Raw genomic sequence first — 16189 nt, 5'->3', positions numbered from 1 at the left:
TTACTTCTGCTCAGCCTTGGCGTAGTTGGCCATGCCCTCAGCAATTTCCGACTTGGCCTTCTCCGGGCCTTCCCAGCCCTTGACCTTGACCCACTTGCCCTTCTCCAGGTCCTTGTAGTGTTCGAAGAAGTGCTGGATGGCCGACAGGCGCATCGGGTTCACGTCCTCGATCTTTTCCCAGTGGCTGTACATGGGCAGGATCTTGTTGGTGGGCACGGCGAGCAGCTTGGCATCACCACCGGCCTCGTCGTCCATCATCAGCACGCCCAGCGGGCGGCAGGTCACGACGACACCGGGCGACAGCGCGAACGGGGTGATGACCAGCACGTCCACCGGGTCCCCGTCGTCAGCCAGCGTCTTGGGGATGTAGCCGTAGTTGCACGGGTAGTACATCGGCGTGGTCAGGAAGCGGTCGACGAACAGCGCGCCGGACTCCTTGTCGACCTCGTACTTGATGGGGTCGGCATTCATCGGGATCTCGATGATGACGTTGAACTCTTCGGGCGCCTTGGCGCCGGGGGACACGTTGTGCAGGCTCATGGTCGTCGTTCTAAGGGGCTGGAAAACCCGCATTCTAGTTTTGCTGGTAAACGCTCCCCTTACAGCGCAAGACCCGCCCTTAAGCTCCGCCGCGCAGGCCCCTCGCAGCCCGCGTGGGCCCACCAGAAAACACGCACCTGAGGAGACGAATCGATGTCGACGGAGATGGCGCTGTACTTCGCACTGGCCTGTGGCCTTGCGGCGGTTCTTTATGGGTTCATCCAGCGCAGCTGGATCTTGGGCCAGGACGCGGGCAATGCCCGCATGCAGGAGATCGCGACAGCGATCCAGCAAGGCGCGGCGGCCTACCTGGGCCGGCAGTACCGCACCATCGCCATCGTGGGCGTCGTGCTCGCGATCGCCATCGCGGTGTCGGGCCTGGGGCTGACGACGGCCATCGGCTTTGTCATCGGAGCGGTGCTCTCGGGCATCTGCGGCTTCATCGGCATGAACATCTCGGTGCGCGCCAATGTGCGCACCGCGCAGGCAGCCACCAAGGGCATCGGCCCGGCGCTGGATGTGGCCTTCAAGGGCGGCGCCATCACCGGCATGCTGGTCGTGGGCCTGGGCCTGCTGGGCGTGGGCGGCTTCTACATCGCCATCGGCGGCGGGCATGACAGCGCCGCGCTCAAGCCCATGCTGGGCCTGGCCTTCGGCTCGTCGCTGATCTCCATCTTTGCGCGCCTGGGCGGCGGCATCTTCACCAAGGGCGCGGACGTCGGTGCCGACCTCGTGGGCAAGGTCGAAGCCGGCATCCCGGAGGACGACCCGCGCAACCCGGCGGTGATTGCTGACAACGTGGGCGACAACGTCGGCGACTGCGCCGGCATGGCCGCCGACCTGTTCGAGACCTACGCCGTCACGCTGATCGCCGCGATGGCGTTGGGCGCGCTGATAGTCACGGGCACATCCGCTGCGGCGGGTGTCATCTACCCATTGGCGCTGGGCGGCGTGTCCATCATCGCGTCCATCATCGGCTGCATGTTCGTCAAGGCCAGCGACGGCATGAAGAACGTGATGCCAGCGCTGTACAAGGGCCTCATCGTGGCCGGCGTGCTGAGCCTGATCGCCTTCTTCTTCGTCACCAAGGCGATGTTCCCCGGCGAGGTGGCGCTCAGCGGGGGCGGCAGCACGACGGCGATGGCGCTGTTCGGCGCCTGCGTCGTCGGCTTGGTGCTGACGGCCGCGATGGTCTGGATCACCGAGTACTACACCGGCACGCAGTACCACCCGGTGCAGCACGTGGCGCAGGCCTCCACCACCGGCCACGGGACCAACGTCATCGCGGGCCTGGGTGTGTCCATGAAGTCCACAGCCTGGCCGGTGCTGTTCGTCTGCGCGGCCATCTACGCGGCCTATGCGCTGGCGGGCCTGTACGGCATTGCCGTCGCGGCCACGTCCATGCTGAGCATGGCCGGCATCGTCGTCGCGCTGGACGCCTATGGCCCCATCACCGACAACGCCGGCGGCATTGCCGAGATGGCTGAGCTGCCCGACAGCGTGCGCGACATCACCGACCCGCTGGACGCCGTGGGCAACACCACCAAAGCCGTCACCAAGGGCTATGCCATCGGCTCAGCCGGCCTCGCGGCGCTGGTGCTGTTTGCCGACTACACGCACGCGCTGGAAGCGCGCGGCATGCACGTCGCGTTCGACCTGTCCGACCACAAGGTCATCCTCGGCCTGTTCATCGGCGGCCTTATTCCCTACCTGTTCGGCGCCATGGCCATGGAGGCCGTGGGCCGCGCGGCAGGCGCGGTGGTGGTGGAGGTGCGCAAGCAGTTCGCCGACGGCGCCATCATGGCCGGCAAGCGCAAGCCCGACTACAGCGCCGCCGTGGACATGCTGACCACAGCGGCCATCAAGGAAATGATCGTGCCCTCGCTGCTGCCAGTGGCCGCCCCCATCATCGTGGGCCTGGTGCTGGGCCCGGCGGCGCTGGGCGGGCTGCTGATGGGCACCATCGTGACCGGCCTGTTCGTCGGCATCTCCATGTGCACCGGCGGCGGCGCCTGGGACAACGCCAAGAAGCTCATCGAGGAGGGCTTCACCGATGCGGCCGGCGTGCTGCACAAGAAGGGCGGCGACGCGCACAAGTCCGCCGTCACCGGCGACACGGTGGGCGACCCCTACAAGGACACCGCCGGTCCGGCCGTGAACCCGCTGATCAAGATCATCAACATCGTGGCGCTCTTGATCGTGCCCATCCTGCCGATGAGCGCCGGCAGCCAGGCACCCTCGCCCACGCAGGCGGCGGTGGCCGTCGCAGCCGAGCCGGTGGCGTCGGCGGCCAGCACGGCCGAGCTGCCGGCCTCGGCTGCGGCGCAGTAAAGCCTGGTAAATCCCGGTCAGACGGCCCGCTCGCGGGCCGTTTTTCATGGGCGGCCCACGGCAGAATGACGGCCATGGCGAGCATGGCAGTCACACGGCACGAAATGACACGGCGGCGCGAGCAGCTGCAGGACCTGCAGCGCTACCTGGCCGTGCTGGAAGCCGACCACGACGGCGCCCGTGCCAAGCTGCTGGGCTTCCGTCTGCGCTACCTGGACGCGTTAGGCCCGCTGATGCGCGAGCTGGACGAACTGGAAGCCCAGCTGCACCAGGCCACCGCGCTGCTGGCCGACGCGCTGAAACGCCAGGGCGTGGACGTACCGGCGGCGGCCTCGCCGCGCACCAAGCCCTGGCCCGAGATCCCGGCGCTGCCCACGGCCACGCCGCTGCCGCCCGAGCCCACCGGCCCGACGATGGACCTGCCGCCTCCCACGCTGAAGACGCTGTACCGGCGCGCGGCCATGCGCTTCCACCCCGACCTGGCGCCCTCGGGCCCGGAGCGCGAGGTCTGCGAGCAGCGCATGATGGTCGTCAACGAGGCCTACGCCAGCAGCGACCGCGCCAAGCTCGAAAGCCTGCTGCTGGCTGCGGGCGAACTGCCCGAGAAAGTGATCGGCGGACCCGCCGACGCCGTGCGCGCCTGGCTGGGTCTGTGCGAACACCTGGTGCAGGGCCGCATCCGCGTCGTGCAGGCGCAGACGGTGATGCTGCAGAACCTGCAGATGCACAAACTGCGCGTGGCCATCGAACGCGCCGAAGTCGGCGGCATGAAGCCGCTGGACATCATGGCCAACCGGCTGCGCGCGCAGATCGCAGAACGCCGTCAGGAGCTCTACATCGGCCAACGCGTGGGCGGCGACGTGAGTCTGGCGGCGGATTTCTTGAGGACGCGGTATCAGCGCTTGAGGGGCCTGGGGCTGCAGTAAGACCTCGCCCTACCCCACGATGGTCACGGGTGCCCGTTGGCGCCCACCCAACTCGGAGTTTGGACCCGCTCCCGTGGCAGCCACTCAAACGTCTGGTTGATGGCCACTGGCCTGCACCCGCAGCAACTGCGATTGAAGGGCAGGAAGCTCGCGGTGGATCGTCTTCCAGACGAGTTCAAAGTCCACCTTGAAATAGCCGTGAGCAACAGCATTGCGCATCTCATAGGCGGACGAAAGTGGCAATTCGGGATGAGCGGCCGCAAACTCGGGGAAGTGCTTTTCAATGTTGCTGCTGGCCTCGCCGATGATCTCGAAGTTACGAATCACGGCATCCTGCACCAGTTGATCGTTCAGGAACGCCGCCTCGTCCATGCCCTTTGTATAGGTGCTGATGCGCTGGATCGCTTGAAGGATGTGCGCGATGTAATCTGCACGGCGCTGTGGATCGCGGCTCATACCGGCCGAGCCTCCGCCAGCACCTGGGCGCGGAACTTGTCAGGCAGGGCGTTGGGCGTGAGCACATCCACCGACACGCCGAGCAACTGGCCCAGTTGGTGACGAATGGCACCGATGTCGAACATCGTCGTTTCCGGGGTCGGTTCGATCAGGAGGTCCAGGTCGCTGCCCTCCTCGTCCTGACCTCGCAGCACGGAGCCAAACACCCGAACATTGCGCGCTCGGTGCGACTCCACCACCTGCCGGATCACAGCGGCGTGCAAGGCCAAGGCTTCTGAGGGCTTCATGCTTCCTTCCAGACATCGACGCCAGATTCTCACATCAGCAACTGCCGCCACCGGCGCGGGCACAGCGCATCGCGCGCGTGGCCTGCATGAAGCCTGCTGGACATCATGGCCAACCGGCTGCGGGCGCAGATAGCAGAACGCCGCCAGGAGCTCTACATCGGCCAGCGCGTGGGCGGCGATGTGAGTCTGGCGGCGGATTTTTGGAAGCGGTATAAGCGGCTCACTGGGCTGGGGTTGGGCTGACACAGCCTTCCCATCAGGCTCCTCGCAGCCGAAGTCTTTCATTCATCCGGCCCGTTCTGGACCTCGGGATCAGTGCTCGGTACGAAGTTCAGCATCTCCCCCTTGTCGTCCAACTGGGCGAACAGAAGAACTACACCACGAGAGGTGAACGCGTTGGGGACCCAGGGCACGGTCAGCGTGTCAACGAACCCGTCATCCGGTGAACGCGTGGCATACAAATTGTTGTAAGGCTGCAGCGTCGGGGCATTTCCGATCGTCTTGGCGGTCGCACCCACCAGGCGCAAAGCACGCCCATCCACCACCGTCTCGGTGAAGCGAAATTCCAGGCTGCCGGGCTCGTTCGGCGGCGTCGTGGTCTGAAGAGGCTGCCCGTCAGGTACCACTTGGCCTTGGCCATCGATGTAGGTACATGCAGCCAGCCCGCCCTGCGTGCTGGTGACTGTGACGGTATAAGGGGGCACGTAGGTAGTGGTCATGGAAGCTTTCCAAGAAGAGAACCAATTACCAGCTCAACGCTCGCGCTGTGCATCCAGCCACTGCCGTGCAGTCTCGGCTTCGGCATTCGCAGCAGCGCTTACGCGAAGGCAGGCGTCCACGCGAAGCCACTGACGAGTCAGCTCTGCATGGACTTGCTTCCATCCGGGGCGGTCATCCAGCATTGCTGCAGCACGCTTGCAAGCATCGCGTTCGGCGCCGACTGTAGACACGGGTGTCAGCAGTTCAAGGCGAACGGCAGCCTCCAGCAGCTGGAAATCGTGCGAACTGCGCGTTCGAGCGGCGAGCAGGGCCCGCGTCACCCGCTCACGATGGACGCGAAAGCGGGCGCCGAGCGTCTTCACACACTCACGCTCGCAAGCCAGCGCCAATAAGCCGACCTGGCGTGCGAGCGTCGAATCCGGCGCACCTTTGCCCCCGCGCTGGGCCGCCAGCGCATCCAGCAACGCCAATGCACGATCAGCACGGCCGACGCCGCCATCGGCCACATCACCCAGCGCAACAGCTGCAGCAAGCAGCTGCCGCAATTGCCAAGCCTGGTTGCTGGGGTCCCCGCGCACCAAGGCCTGCGCGCCGTCTGCTGCCGCCTGCAGCGCTGACTGCGCCGGTTGCTGAAGTTCCCTGTAAGCCTCAGCAAGCCGCAGTTGCAGATCAACTTCTGTCTGCAGCCAGGCCATGTCCTGCGGCTGACGCGCTCTCGCCTGTGCAAGCCGCTGCAGCCCCGCCGCGTAATGCTCCGCCGCGCGTCGCCAACGCCCGGCCTGAGTCAGCGCCGAACCCAGCCAGCTCATGTTGTTTGCCCAACTCGCCAACAGCTCCGCATCCTCCGGGCGCTCCTGCAGCAGCCGGCTCTTGATGTCCAGCGAGGACTGGAATGATCGCTCCGCGGCCGCGAGTTGACCGTATCGCAGCGCTAGAGAACCTAGGTTCACGTGCGCGGCCGACACTTCGGATAGCGCCGCTGAATTGGCAGGTTCGCGTCGCCGCCACCGCTCGGCAATGTCACGGTATGCGAGCCAAGCCGTCTGCTGCAGCTCCAGCTTGCGTTCCAGTCGGGCGACCTCTCCACGCCAGAAGGCGGCAGCCCCTTGAGTCTTGTACCAATCGGCCACTAGACCGTCGTCCGGTGGCTCTCCGGGCAGCAGAGCCTCGACGCGGTCGAAAGCCTGCAACGCCTCACTGAATTCATGTTTGGCGACCCGTACTTCACCGATGACAGCCAACGCCTTGGCACGCTGTACACGCTCGACCACGCTGAGCTCCGGGCTCTGTGACAGCAAGCCCTGGGCCTTGCGGCCGACGCTATCCAGCAGCTCCAGCCGGCCAATTGGCCGCAGCTTGTCGGCCAGTTCGCCCACCATGTATCCCAGCAAGTCTTCCGCCTGCAGGCGGCGAATCTGGGCTTGCTGCTCGGCAAGCTCGGCACGCCGCGCCTGAATGACGCTGACTCCCGTGAGGCCGACCAGGGACAGCACGGCCAAACTGGAGGTGGCCACGGCCAACCGATGCCGCCGCACGAAGCGGTTCAACACATAGAGCCGGCTGTCCGGCCGCGCGCTGATGGGCTCGTGGTGCAGCCAGCGTTGCAGGTCGTCGGCCATGGCCTGCGCGTTGGCATAGCGGTCGGCGGGCGACTTCTTCAGCGCCTTGGCGACGATGGTGTCCAGGTCGCCGCGCAGCTCGCGGGCCTGGCGGGCGATGGCCTCGTCGGGCTGGCCGGCTGCGGCATCGGACAGCCGCTTGGGCACGTGCTCCACCACCGCCTTGAGCCGGTCCAGCTGCGTCTGCGTGTCGTCCGCCGTGGGGTGGCTGCCGCCCAGCAGCAGGTAGAGCAGCACGCCCAGGGCGTAGACGTCAGTGGCCGTCGTCACGTCGGCCTGCTGCACCTGCTCGGGCGCCGCGAACTGCGGCGTGAAGGCGCTGCCGGCACGGCGCGTGAGCTCGGTGGCCGCCGCGCCCTGGCTGGCCTCGGTGGCATCGCCCAGCAGCTTGGCGATGCCGAAGTCCAGCAGCTTCACATCGCCCGCGGGCGTGACGAGGATGTTGCTGGGCTTGAGGTCGCGGTGCAGGATGAGCCGCGCGTGCGCATGGGCCACTGCGGCCAGCACGTCCAGGAACAGGTGCACCCGCGCCTGCACGTCCAGCTGCTGCACGCGGCAGTAGACGTCGATGGGCTGGCCATCCACGTACTCCAGCACGAGGTAGGGCTGCTGGCCCTGGTGCAGGCCGGCGTCCAGCAGGCGCGCGATGTGCGGGTGGGACAGGCGGGCGAGGATCTCCCCCTCACGCGCGAAACGGCCGCTGTCGTGCTGGCCCAGCAGGCCGGCCATCAGGAACTTGACGGCCACCCGGCCCTCGAAGCGCCCGTCAGCCCGGCGCGCCAGCCAGACCGTGCCCATGCCGCCCTGCCCCAGCTGGCGCTCCAGCACATAGGGGCCGATGGCCTGGCCGGCGAGGTCGGGCAACGGCGGGGCGGCGGCAGCGCCGGCCAGCCCTGGCTGGAGCAGGTCCACCGCGGGCGCGGCCATGAAGCCCTGCTGCTCCAGGCCGTCGGCGCGGGCCAGCAGGTCGCGCAGCTCGGCGGCCGTCTCCGGGTCGCGGGCCTGCAGCGCCTCCAGGCGGGCCGCGCGGTCGGCGGGGTCCAGGTCCAGCAATTCGTCCAGCAGCGGGCTCAGGGCGAGCCAGCGGCCCTTGTCCAGCGGTTTCATGTGTCAGCCCAGGCTCATCGAGAGGAACAGCCGCGCCTTCTGCCAGTCGCGTTGCACGGTGCGCTCGGTGACGCCCAAGGCTTCGGCGATCTCCTGCTCACGCAGGCCGGCGAAGTAGCGCATCTCCACCACCTGAGCGAGGCGGGGCTCCAGCTGCGCGAGCTCGTCCAGCGCCTCGTGCACGCGCAGCAATGTGTCATCCCCGTGCGGCAGCTGCTCGGCGAGCAGCGTGTCCAGCGTCAGGTGTTGCTGGCCGCCACCGCGGCGCTCGGCCTGGCGGGCGCGCACAAGGTCGATGACGACGGAGCGCATGGCCTGGGCGGCATAGGCCAGAAAGTGACGGCGGTCGGGGAAGTCCTTGCCGTCGCCCCCGGCCAGCCGCAACCAGGCCTCATGCACCAGCGCGGTGGTGTCCAGCAGCGTCATGTGTCCAGCCTGGCGCACATGGCGCCGCGCGAGCCGCTGCAGGTCGGTGTACAGCTGCGCCACCACCGCATCGGCGGCGTCGCGGTCGCCCTGGCGGGCAGCCTGTAGCAACAGGGTGATGTCTTGCACGGCCCGGACTCTACCGGCTGGTGGCAGGCGACCACCCCGACGGTCGCCGCCGCCACAGTTCTCGCAGAAAAATTTTTACCGCTGATGTCGGGTTTCGTCGCACGCCCCCGTTTAACAGATGGAGGGTTGGTGGCGATTGAGGCCCGGGAGGCGGCGACAGCCGGGGCCGGATCGCCATCGACGCTCACCCGACACGGCGCGCTGGCCCACGGCGCACCCCGCCAGCCTCCACCTCGACACCACCATGTCTCCAGCGCCCCTGATCACCCCCGCCTCCAGCCCCGCCCCCCGCGCCGGCAGCCCGTCGAGGCTGCCGCAGGCGGAGTCCACAGCGGCGTTCGGCCTGCGTGTGTCGCGCCAGTTTGCACAGTGCCGCCGCGAGAACGGCCAGTTGGCGCTGCTGTGGATCGAGGCGGACGCGCCCCTGCAGACCAACGCCGAACGCAGCGCCGCCGAACACGACGCGCTGATCCAGACCGTCAGCCTGCGCCTGCGCAACCGCGTGCGCGGCACGGACGAGGTGGTCTACATGGGCGGCACGGCCTTCGCCGTGCTGTTGCTGGCGGCCGGCGCCGCCGAGGCACGCCTGGTGGAGCAACGCCTGACGCAGGCGCTGCGCGGCACCTACTGCGTGGAGAGCAGGCTCATCCAGCTGGGCGTGCGCGTGGGCACCGCGCTGTTCCCGCAGACAGGCCGCAACGGCGGCGACCTCGCCGAGGCCGCGCGCCAGAACCTGGGCCTGCCGGTGTGAGGTTCTGAAGGGGCGCAGGCCTGTCAGACCTCCAGCCACTCCTTGCGGATGTAGGCATTGCCGCGCAGCTCGGCCGGCGAGCCCTCGAAGACGATGCGGCCGTGGCCCATCACGTAGCAGCGCTCGGAGATCTCCAGCGCGATGGCCAGCTTCTGTTCGACCAGCAGCACGGCGATGCCGCGGTTCTTGAGCTCCTTCAGGTACTCCGCCACCAGTTCGACGATCTTGGGCGCCAGGCCCTCGGTGGGTTCGTCGATCATGATGAGGTCAGGGTCGCCCATCAGCGTGCGACACAGCGTGAGCATCTGCTGCTCGCCGCCCGACAGCACGCCGGCCTCGGTGTGCTGGCGCTCCTTGAGCCGCGGGAACATGCGGTACATGTCGTCGAAGCTCCAGCGCGGCTTGGCCTGCTTGCCCTTCTCGCCCAGCATCAGGTTCTGGTGCACGGTGAGCTTGGGAAATATGTCGCGGTTCTCGGGCACGTAGCCGATGCCCAGGTGCGCGATCTCGTAGGCCTCGCGGCCCACGAGCTCCTCGTCGCCCCACCGCACCGAGCCCTTGGCGTCGACCTGGCCCATGATGGTCTTGACCATGGTCGAGCGGCCGGCGCCGTTGCGGCCCAGCAGACTGACGATCTCGCCCGGGTTCACCTGAAGGCTCACGCCGTGCAGCACATGGCTCTTACCGTAGAAGGCGTGGACGTTGTCCAGCTTGAGTGTGCGTTGCTGGGTCATGCTGCCGCCGCCTGTGTTTCTGCCAGCACGGAGCCCAGATAGGCCTCCTGCACTCGCGCATTCGCGCGCACGGCGTCGGGCGTGTCGAAGGCGATGACCTCGCCGTAGACCAGCACCGCGATCTTGTCGGCCAGGCCGAAGACGACGCCCATGTCGTGCTCCACGGTCAGCAGCGTCTTGCCCACGGTGACCTCACGGATGAGCTGGATGAAGCGCTTGGTCTCGCTCTTGCTCATGCCGGCGGTGGGTTCGTCCAGCAGGATGACGCTGGACCCACCGGCGATAGTGATGCCGATCTCCAGCGCCCGCGCCTCGGCGTAGGTGAGGTTCATGGCCAGCACGTCGCGGCGCTTGTCGAGCTTGATCATTTCCAGGATGGCTTCAGCGCGGTCGTTGGCGTCCTCCAGGTCGGCCAGAAACTTCCAGAACGCGTAGCGATGGCCCAGACTCCACAGCACGGCGCAGCGGATGTTCTCGAACACCGACAGCCGCGTGAACAGGTTGGACACCTGGAAGCTGCGCGACAGGCCCTGGCGGTTGATCTCGTAGGGCTTGCGGCCGTCGATGCGGGAACCGTGCAGGTGGATTTCACCCGAGGTCGGCGCAAAGCGGCCGCTGATGAGGTTGAACAACGTGCTCTTGCCGGCGCCGTTGGGGCCAATGATGGCGACGCGCTCGCCAGCCTGCACGGCCAGGTTGGCGCCGCGAATGATCTCGCTCTTGCCGAAACTCTTGCGCACGTCGCGCAGTTCGAGGGCGTAACTGCTCACAGCGCTTCCCTCCGCTTGATCTCTTTTTCGATGTCTTCCTGGATCTCGCCCCACTGGTGCACATAGTGCCGTCGCGCGAGTTCGAACAGGCCAACGCCAACGATGATCATGAAGCCGGCGCCGAACCAGGCGTCCACACCCGAGCTGTTCAACGTTGCGCCCATGAAACGCAGCTCGGGGCCCAGCGCCTCGTTGAGCTGGCGGTGGTAGAGCATCTCGATCATGGCCGCCGCGCCCACCAGCGCGGCCAGCGCCGCGCCGCCCAGGGCCAGGTAGGACGTCCAGATCTTGCCCAGCTTGCCAAAGGCCGCGACACGCAGGTTCATCAGGATCAGGCTGGCCACGCCGCCAGGCGCGTACATGACCATAAACAGGAACACCAGGCCCAGGTACAGCAGCCAGGCCTTGGTCAGCTCGGCCAGCATGACGCCACAGAACACCATCAGCACCGCGCCGATGATGGGCCCGAAGAAGAACATCGCGCCGCCCAGGAAGGTGAACAGCAGGAAGGCGCCGGAGCGCGCGGCGTGCAGCACGTCGCCGCCGTTGACGATCTCGGTGTTGATGGCGCCCAGGCCGCCCGCGATGCCGGCGAAGAAGCCCGAAATCGCGAACGCGAGGAAGCGCACCCAGTGCGTGTCGTAGCCGATGAACTCGACGCGCTCGGGGTTGTCGCGCACCGCGTTCAGCATGCGGCCCAGCGGCGTGCGCGTCAGCGCAAACATCAACGCCGTGCAGACGAAGCAGTAGACGGCGACGAGGTAGTAGACCTGGATCTGCGGGCCGAACGAGATGCCCATGACCGGCTGGCCGATGACGCGGTTGCTGGAAACGCCGCCCTCGCCGCCCGAGAACTCCGGCAGCATCAGCGCCAGCGCGAACACCAGTTCGCCGATGCCCAGCGTGATCATCGCGAACGGCGTGCCGGCCTTCTTCGTCGACACATAGCCCAGCAACACCGCGCACAGCAGGCCGGCCATGCCGCCCACCAGCGGGATCAGGCTGACCGGCAGGCCCAGCGTGCCGGCGCCCACCTTGTTCAGCGCATGGATGGCCAGGAAGGCGCCCATGCCGCTATAGACGGCGTGGCCGAAGCTCAGCATGCCGCCCTGGCCGAGCAGAATGTTGTAGGCCAGGCAGGCAATGATGCCGATGCCCATCTGCGTGAGCATGGTCTGTGCGAGGCCGCTGGTCCAGATGCGCGGCGCGACCAGCAGGGCCAGCGCGAAGAAGCCCCAGATGATCCAGCGCCCGACGTTCAGCGGCTTGAAGTGAAACTCTTTGGGCTTGCTCATCAATCCTCCCGCGTGCCCAGCAGGCCCTTGGGCCGGAAGATGAGGATCAGCACCATCAGCAGGTAGGGCAGGATGGGCGCCACCTCGGCCATCGTCAGGCGCAGCAGTGGGTAGCCCGGCGTGGCCTGCGTGACGGTGAAGCCCAGCGAGGTCAGTAGCGTCGCCAATGAGCCGTTGACGGTCAGCGGCAGCGTCTGCAGCAGGCCCACGACAATGGAGCCGACGAAGGCGCCGGCCAGCGAGCCGATGCCGCCAACCACGACGACGACAAAGATGATGGCGCCGATGAAGGCCGCCATGTTGGGCTCGGTCACGAAGGTGATGCCGCCCACCACGCCGGCCAGCCCCGCCAGCGCGCAACCGCTGCCGAACACCAGCATCAGCACACGCGGCACGTTGTGGCCCAGCGCCTCGACCATCTCGGGGTGCGTCAGCGAGGCCTGGATGACCAGGCCGACACGGGTGCGCGTCAGCAGCAGCCACAGGGCCAGCAGCATCAGCAGCGCCACGGCCATCATGAAGACCTTGGTCAGCGGGAAATTGCTGCAGGACACCGCCGCCGCGCAGATGTCCGGCCCGGCCTTGCCCAGCACCAGGGACATGCCCTGCGACGCATGCGACACGATGGTGAACGCCGAGCCCTGCAGCTCCGGCGGCGGCGTGAACGGCACGGCCGTGCGGCCCCACACCAGCTGCACCAACTCCAGGATCACGTAGGACAGGCCGAAGGTGATGAGCAGCTCCGGCACGTGGCCGAACTTGTGCACGCGCCGCAGCGCCAGCCGCTCGAAGCCCGCACCCATCGCGCCCACGGCCAGCGGCGCCAGCAGCAGCGCCGGCCAGAAGCCCAGCACGCCCACCAGCGAGTAGGCGACGTAGGCCCCCACCATGTAGAAGCTGGCATGCGCGAAGTTCAGCACGCCCATCATGCTGAAGATCAGCGTGAGGCCCGAGCTGAGCATGAACAGCAGCAGCCCGGACGACAGGCCGTTCAGCAGGTTGATGAAGAGTTGATCCAAGGGCAGCAGCCGGCAAGGTTCAGGGATCGCGCCGCCGGGATGACGCGGCGGCGCGGTCGGATCAGGCGCTCAGGCGATCAGCCCGGCCTTTTCATCTGGCAGGACGTCGGCGTGGAAGACACGTACGAGTCGTACTGCTTCACCGGCGCCAGTGTCATGCCCGTCTTCTCGGGGCTGTACGGGAACTTGGCATCGGCCTTCTGCCAGACCGAGATGAACAGCGGCTGCTGCAGCTGGTGGTCTGTCTTGCGCATGGTGACTTCGCCATTGAAGCCCTTGACCGTCAGGCCTTCCAGCGCCGCAGCCACCTTCACCGGATCGGTGGACTTGGCGTTGGCCATGGCCTGGCTCAGCATCGTGTAGATGTTGTGAATGCTGAGCGTGTACATGTCGTCGTTGAACTTCTTGTTGTACTCCTCGGCATCCTTCTGCACCTGCCCGCCCATGTTGTAGTGGCTGTAGGCCACCTGGAACACACGGCCCGCGCCGCCCGCACCCAGCGCCGTCGGCGTGCCGGTCACGCCGGTGTAGTAAGTGAAGAACTTGCCGTTGTAGCCGGCCTCGTTGGCGGCCTTCACGAGCAGCGCGAGGTCGGAGCCCCAGTTGCCGGTGATGACGGTGTCTGCACCGCTGGCCTTGATCTTGGCGACATAGGGCGCGAAGTCACGCACGCTGGCCAGCGGGTGCAGATCCTCGCCGACGACCTGGACGTCCGGACGCTTGCGGGCCAGCGTCTCCTTGGCGTACTTGGCGACCTGGTGGCCGTGCGCGTAGTTCTGGTTCAGCAGGAAGACCTTCTTCACGTCGGCCTGGTCCTTGATGAAGGACGACATGGCTTCCATCTTCATGGACGTGTCGGCGTCAAAGCGGAAGTGCCAGTAGCTGCACTTGCTGTTGGTCAGGTCCGGGTCCACCGCCGAGTAGTTCAGGTAGACGATTTCCTTGCCCGGGTTGCGCTCGTTGTGCTTTTGCACCGCGTCGCTCAGCGCCAGCGCGACGCTGGAGCCGTTGCCCTGCATGATGTAGCGGATGCCCTGGTCGGCTGCGGCCTTCAGCAGGTTCAGCGACTCGGCGGGGCTCAGCTTGTTGTCGAAGGTGACGACCTCGAACTTCACGCCGGCGGGGTTGCTCTTGTTGAACTTCTCGCCGAGGAACTGGAAGGTCTTGACCTGGTTCTGCCCCACGGGGCCCATCAGGCCGGAGAGCGCGTCGATGTAGGCCAGCTTGACCGTCTCGCCCTTCTGGGCATGGGCGGCACCGGCCGCGAGCACGAGGGCGGCAGCTGCCGTGAGTGCGCGCACGGGGAAGCGGACCGAGGTGATGTCCAACATGCTTGTCTCCTTTGTTGTGGATGGGAACGGGAATCGGGGCGCCCGGCGACAGCGGATCACGCCGTCGGCAGGCGGTGGTCCTTGAGCTGGTCGCGCAGCTTCAACTTCTGGATCTTGCCGGTGGCGGTGTGCGGGATCTCGCTGACGAAGACGACGTCGTCCGGCACCTGCCACTTGGCGATACGGCCTTCGTAGAACGCCAGCAGCTCCTCGCGCGTGACGGTGGCATCGGGCTTCTTCACGACCACCAGCAGCGGGCGCTCGTCCCACTTCGGGTGGCGCGCCGCGATGACCGCGGCCTCGAACACGCCCGGATGGGCCATCGCGATGTTCTCGAGATCGATGGACGAGATCCATTCGCCACCGGACTTGATGACGTCCTTGCTGCGGTCCGTGATCTGCATGAAACCGTCGGCGTCGATGGTGGCCACGTCGCCGGTCGGGAACCAGCCGGGCTCTCCGTCCACGCTGACCAGCGGCGACGCGTCGTTCTTGAAGTACTGGCTGATGACCCAGTGGCCGCGCACGACGAGGTTGCCGGCACTGGCGCCGTCCCAAGGCAGCGAGCGGCCGTCGTCGTCGATGATGGCCATGTCCACGCCGTAGATGACGCGGCCCTGCTTCTCCAGCAGCCGCTGCTGCGCCTCGGCCGGCAGGGCCAGCTGGCGGGTCGTCAGCTTGGACAGCGTGCCCAGCGGCGACATCTCCGTCATGCCCCAGGCGTGGATGACCTCGATGCCGAAGTCGTCCTGCAGCGACTTCATCATCGCCGGCGGGCAGGCAGCGCCGCCGATGACGGTGCGCTTGAAGCTGGAGAACTTCAAGGCGCCCGCCTTCACGTAATTCAGCAGGCCCAGCCACACGGTCGGCACGCCGGCCGAGAACGTGACCTGCTCACCCTCGAAGAGTTCGTACAGGCTCTTGCCGTCCAGGTGCGGGCCCGGGAAAACCAGTTTGAAGCCCACCAGCGCCGCGCTGTACGGCAGGCCCCACGCGTTGACGTGGAACATCGGCACGACAGGCAGGATGACGTCGCGGCTGGAGCAGTCCATCGCGTCCGGCAGCGCCGACGCGTAGGCGTGCAACACCGTGGAGCGGTGGCTGTAGACGGCGCCCTTGGGGTTGCCCGTGGTGCCGGACGTGTAGCAGATGCTGGAGGCGGTGTTCTCGTCCAGGGGCGGCCAGGCGTAGTCGCCACTCTCGGCAGCCAGCAGGTCGTCAAAGCACAGCAGGTCGGGAATGGCGCTGGCCGCCGGCATGTGGGCGCGCGACGTCATCAGCACGAAGTGCTGCACGGTCTTCAGCAGCGGCGCGATCTTCTCAATCAGCGGCAGGAAGGTCGCGTCGAAGCACAGCACGCGGTCCTCGGCGTCGCTGGCGATCCAGACGATCTGCTCAGGGAAGAGGCGCGGGTTGATGGTGTGGCACACCAGACCCGAACCCGAGGTGCCGAAGTAGATTTCCAGGTGGCGATGACCGTTCCAGGCCAGCGTGCCGACACGGTCGCCGGCCTCACAGCCCAGCCGCGCGAAGGCCTGCGCGGCCTGGCGGGAACGCAGCGCGACTTCGCGCCAATTGCTGCGGTGCAGGTCGCCCTCGACCCGCTTGCTGACGATCTCGGTCTCCCCCGAATGCCGCTCGGCGTGCCTCAGCAACGACGAGATCAGCAGCGGGTCCGACATCATCCGGCCCATCAATGCCATGGTTGTCTCCTGGCTGTCTTATCGACCCAGTCTAGCCCGCAGTTT

Annotated in this window: 15 protein-coding genes; 3 read left to right on the top strand and 12 right to left on the bottom strand. The window is 67.0% G+C overall.

The window, feature by feature from the left end; all coding sequences use genetic code 11:
* The gene (ppa, locus tag ACG0Z3_RS09270) at positions 1-540 is read right to left on the bottom strand and encodes an inorganic diphosphatase (protein WP_394397066.1); all 540 of its coding nucleotides are present in this window, start codon (positions 538-540) and stop codon (positions 1-3) included.
* Positions 541-693: 153 nt separating this feature from the next.
* Here ppa and ACG0Z3_RS09265 point away from each other — a divergent pair, with 153 nt between their 5' ends.
* The gene (locus ACG0Z3_RS09265) at positions 694-2871 is read left to right on the top strand and encodes a sodium-translocating pyrophosphatase (RefSeq protein WP_394397064.1); all 2178 of its coding nucleotides are present in this window, start codon (positions 694-696) and stop codon (positions 2869-2871) included.
* A gap of 74 nt (positions 2872-2945) precedes the next feature.
* The gene (locus ACG0Z3_RS09260; RefSeq protein WP_394397063.1) at positions 2946-3797 is read left to right on the top strand and encodes a J domain-containing protein; all 852 of its coding nucleotides are present in this window, start codon (positions 2946-2948) and stop codon (positions 3795-3797) included.
* An 84-nt stretch (positions 3798-3881) separates the two neighbouring features.
* Here ACG0Z3_RS09260 and ACG0Z3_RS09255 read toward each other — a convergent pair whose 3' ends face one another.
* The 5 genes from ACG0Z3_RS09255 to ACG0Z3_RS09235 all read right to left on the bottom strand — a co-directional run bounded on the left by ACG0Z3_RS09255 (position 3882) and on the right by ACG0Z3_RS09235 (position 8541).
* Positions 3882-4253: a HepT-like ribonuclease domain-containing protein gene (locus tag ACG0Z3_RS09255; protein WP_394397062.1), complete on the bottom strand. Its 372-nt coding sequence runs from the start codon at positions 4251-4253 to the stop codon at positions 3882-3884.
* Entirely contained in the window at positions 4250-4540 is a 291-nt protein-coding gene (locus ACG0Z3_RS09250) for a nucleotidyltransferase family protein (RefSeq protein WP_394397504.1), read from the bottom strand. Before ACG0Z3_RS09250 ends, ACG0Z3_RS09255 begins: the two co-directional genes overlap by 4 nt.
* A 281-nt stretch (positions 4541-4821) precedes the next feature.
* On the bottom strand, positions 4822-5259 hold the full coding sequence (locus tag ACG0Z3_RS09245) for a hypothetical protein (RefSeq protein WP_394397060.1): 438 nt from the start codon (positions 5257-5259) through the stop codon (positions 4822-4824).
* Positions 5260-5292: 33 nt separating this feature from the next.
* Positions 5293-7986 carry a protein kinase domain-containing protein gene (locus ACG0Z3_RS09240; RefSeq protein ID WP_394397058.1) on the bottom strand — a complete coding sequence of 898 codons (2694 nt, stop codon included), beginning with the start codon at positions 7984-7986 and terminating at the stop codon, positions 5293-5295.
* A 3-nt stretch (positions 7987-7989) separates the two neighbouring features.
* Entirely contained in the window at positions 7990-8541 is a 552-nt protein-coding gene (locus tag ACG0Z3_RS09235) for an ECF-type sigma factor (protein ID WP_394397056.1), read from the bottom strand.
* Between the two features lie 244 nt (positions 8542-8785).
* Here ACG0Z3_RS09235 and ACG0Z3_RS09230 point away from each other — a divergent pair, with 244 nt between their 5' ends.
* Positions 8786-9292, top strand: a complete 507-nt coding sequence (locus ACG0Z3_RS09230; protein ID WP_394397054.1) for a diguanylate cyclase domain-containing protein — start codon at positions 8786-8788, stop codon at positions 9290-9292.
* Positions 9293-9315: 23 nt separating this feature from the next.
* Here the strand turns inward: ACG0Z3_RS09230 and ACG0Z3_RS09225 are convergent, their stop codons facing one another.
* From ACG0Z3_RS09225 to ACG0Z3_RS09200, 6 genes are all read right to left on the bottom strand, one after another.
* Entirely contained in the window at positions 9316-10026 is a 711-nt protein-coding gene (locus tag ACG0Z3_RS09225) for an ABC transporter ATP-binding protein (protein ID WP_394397051.1), read from the bottom strand.
* On the bottom strand, positions 10023-10796 hold the full coding sequence (locus ACG0Z3_RS09220; protein WP_394397049.1) for an ABC transporter ATP-binding protein: 774 nt from the start codon (positions 10794-10796) through the stop codon (positions 10023-10025). Before ACG0Z3_RS09220 ends, ACG0Z3_RS09225 begins: the two co-directional genes overlap by 4 nt.
* On the bottom strand, positions 10793-12091 hold the full coding sequence (locus tag ACG0Z3_RS09215) for a branched-chain amino acid ABC transporter permease (RefSeq protein ID WP_394397047.1): 1299 nt from the start codon (positions 12089-12091) through the stop codon (positions 10793-10795). The genes ACG0Z3_RS09220 and ACG0Z3_RS09215 overlap by 4 nt, the downstream gene beginning before the upstream one ends.
* A complete protein-coding gene (locus ACG0Z3_RS09210) occupies positions 12091-13116 on the bottom strand; it encodes a branched-chain amino acid ABC transporter permease (RefSeq protein ID WP_394397503.1) in 1026 nt (341 codons plus the stop codon). Before ACG0Z3_RS09210 ends, ACG0Z3_RS09215 begins: the two co-directional genes overlap by 1 nt.
* A gap of 71 nt (positions 13117-13187) precedes the next feature.
* Entirely contained in the window at positions 13188-14441 is a 1254-nt protein-coding gene (locus tag ACG0Z3_RS09205) for a branched-chain amino acid ABC transporter substrate-binding protein (protein ID WP_394397045.1), read from the bottom strand.
* A 56-nt stretch (positions 14442-14497) separates the two neighbouring features.
* Positions 14498-16144 (bottom strand): 3-(methylthio)propionyl-CoA ligase, encoded by a 1647-nt coding sequence (locus ACG0Z3_RS09200; RefSeq protein ID WP_394397043.1) that lies wholly within the window; start codon positions 16142-16144, stop codon positions 14498-14500.
* Positions 16145-16189 lie beyond the last annotated feature (45 nt).

The sequence above is a fragment of the Pelomonas margarita genome, from assembly GCF_043555875.1.
In the GTDB taxonomy this organism is placed as follows: domain Bacteria; phylum Pseudomonadota; class Gammaproteobacteria; order Burkholderiales; family Burkholderiaceae_C; genus Pelomonas; species Pelomonas margarita.
Note: the sequence above shows the minus strand (reverse complement) of the source record. Positions and strands in the feature narration are given on the sequence as shown.

Excerpts from the sequence above, each read along its gene's own strand:
- ppa (WP_394397066.1), bottom strand. The coding sequence starts at position 540 with ATGAGCCTGCACAACGTGTCCCCCGGCGCCAAGGCGCCCGAAGAGTTC.
- ACG0Z3_RS09265 (WP_394397064.1), top strand. The coding sequence starts at position 694 with ATGTCGACGGAGATGGCGCTGTACTTCGCACTGGCCTGTGGCCTTGCG.
- ACG0Z3_RS09260 (WP_394397063.1), top strand. The coding sequence starts at position 2,946 with ATGGCGAGCATGGCAGTCACACGGCACGAAATGACACGGCGGCGCGAG.
- ACG0Z3_RS09255 (WP_394397062.1), bottom strand. The coding sequence starts at position 4,253 with ATGAGCCGCGATCCACAGCGCCGTGCAGATTACATCGCGCACATCCTT.
- ACG0Z3_RS09250 (WP_394397504.1), bottom strand. The coding sequence starts at position 4,540 with ATGAAGCCCTCAGAAGCCTTGGCCTTGCACGCCGCTGTGATCCGGCAG.
- ACG0Z3_RS09245 (WP_394397060.1), bottom strand. The coding sequence starts at position 5,259 with ATGACCACTACCTACGTGCCCCCTTATACCGTCACAGTCACCAGCACG.
- ACG0Z3_RS09240 (WP_394397058.1), bottom strand. The coding sequence starts at position 7,986 with ATGAAACCGCTGGACAAGGGCCGCTGGCTCGCCCTGAGCCCGCTGCTG.
- ACG0Z3_RS09230 (WP_394397054.1), top strand. The coding sequence starts at position 8,786 with ATGTCTCCAGCGCCCCTGATCACCCCCGCCTCCAGCCCCGCCCCCCGC.
- ACG0Z3_RS09225 (WP_394397051.1), bottom strand. The coding sequence starts at position 10,026 with ATGACCCAGCAACGCACACTCAAGCTGGACAACGTCCACGCCTTCTAC.
- ACG0Z3_RS09215 (WP_394397047.1), bottom strand. The coding sequence starts at position 12,091 with ATGAGCAAGCCCAAAGAGTTTCACTTCAAGCCGCTGAACGTCGGGCGC.
- ACG0Z3_RS09205 (WP_394397045.1), bottom strand. The coding sequence starts at position 14,441 with ATGTTGGACATCACCTCGGTCCGCTTCCCCGTGCGCGCACTCACGGCA.
- ACG0Z3_RS09200 (WP_394397043.1), bottom strand. The coding sequence starts at position 16,144 with ATGGCATTGATGGGCCGGATGATGTCGGACCCGCTGCTGATCTCGTCG.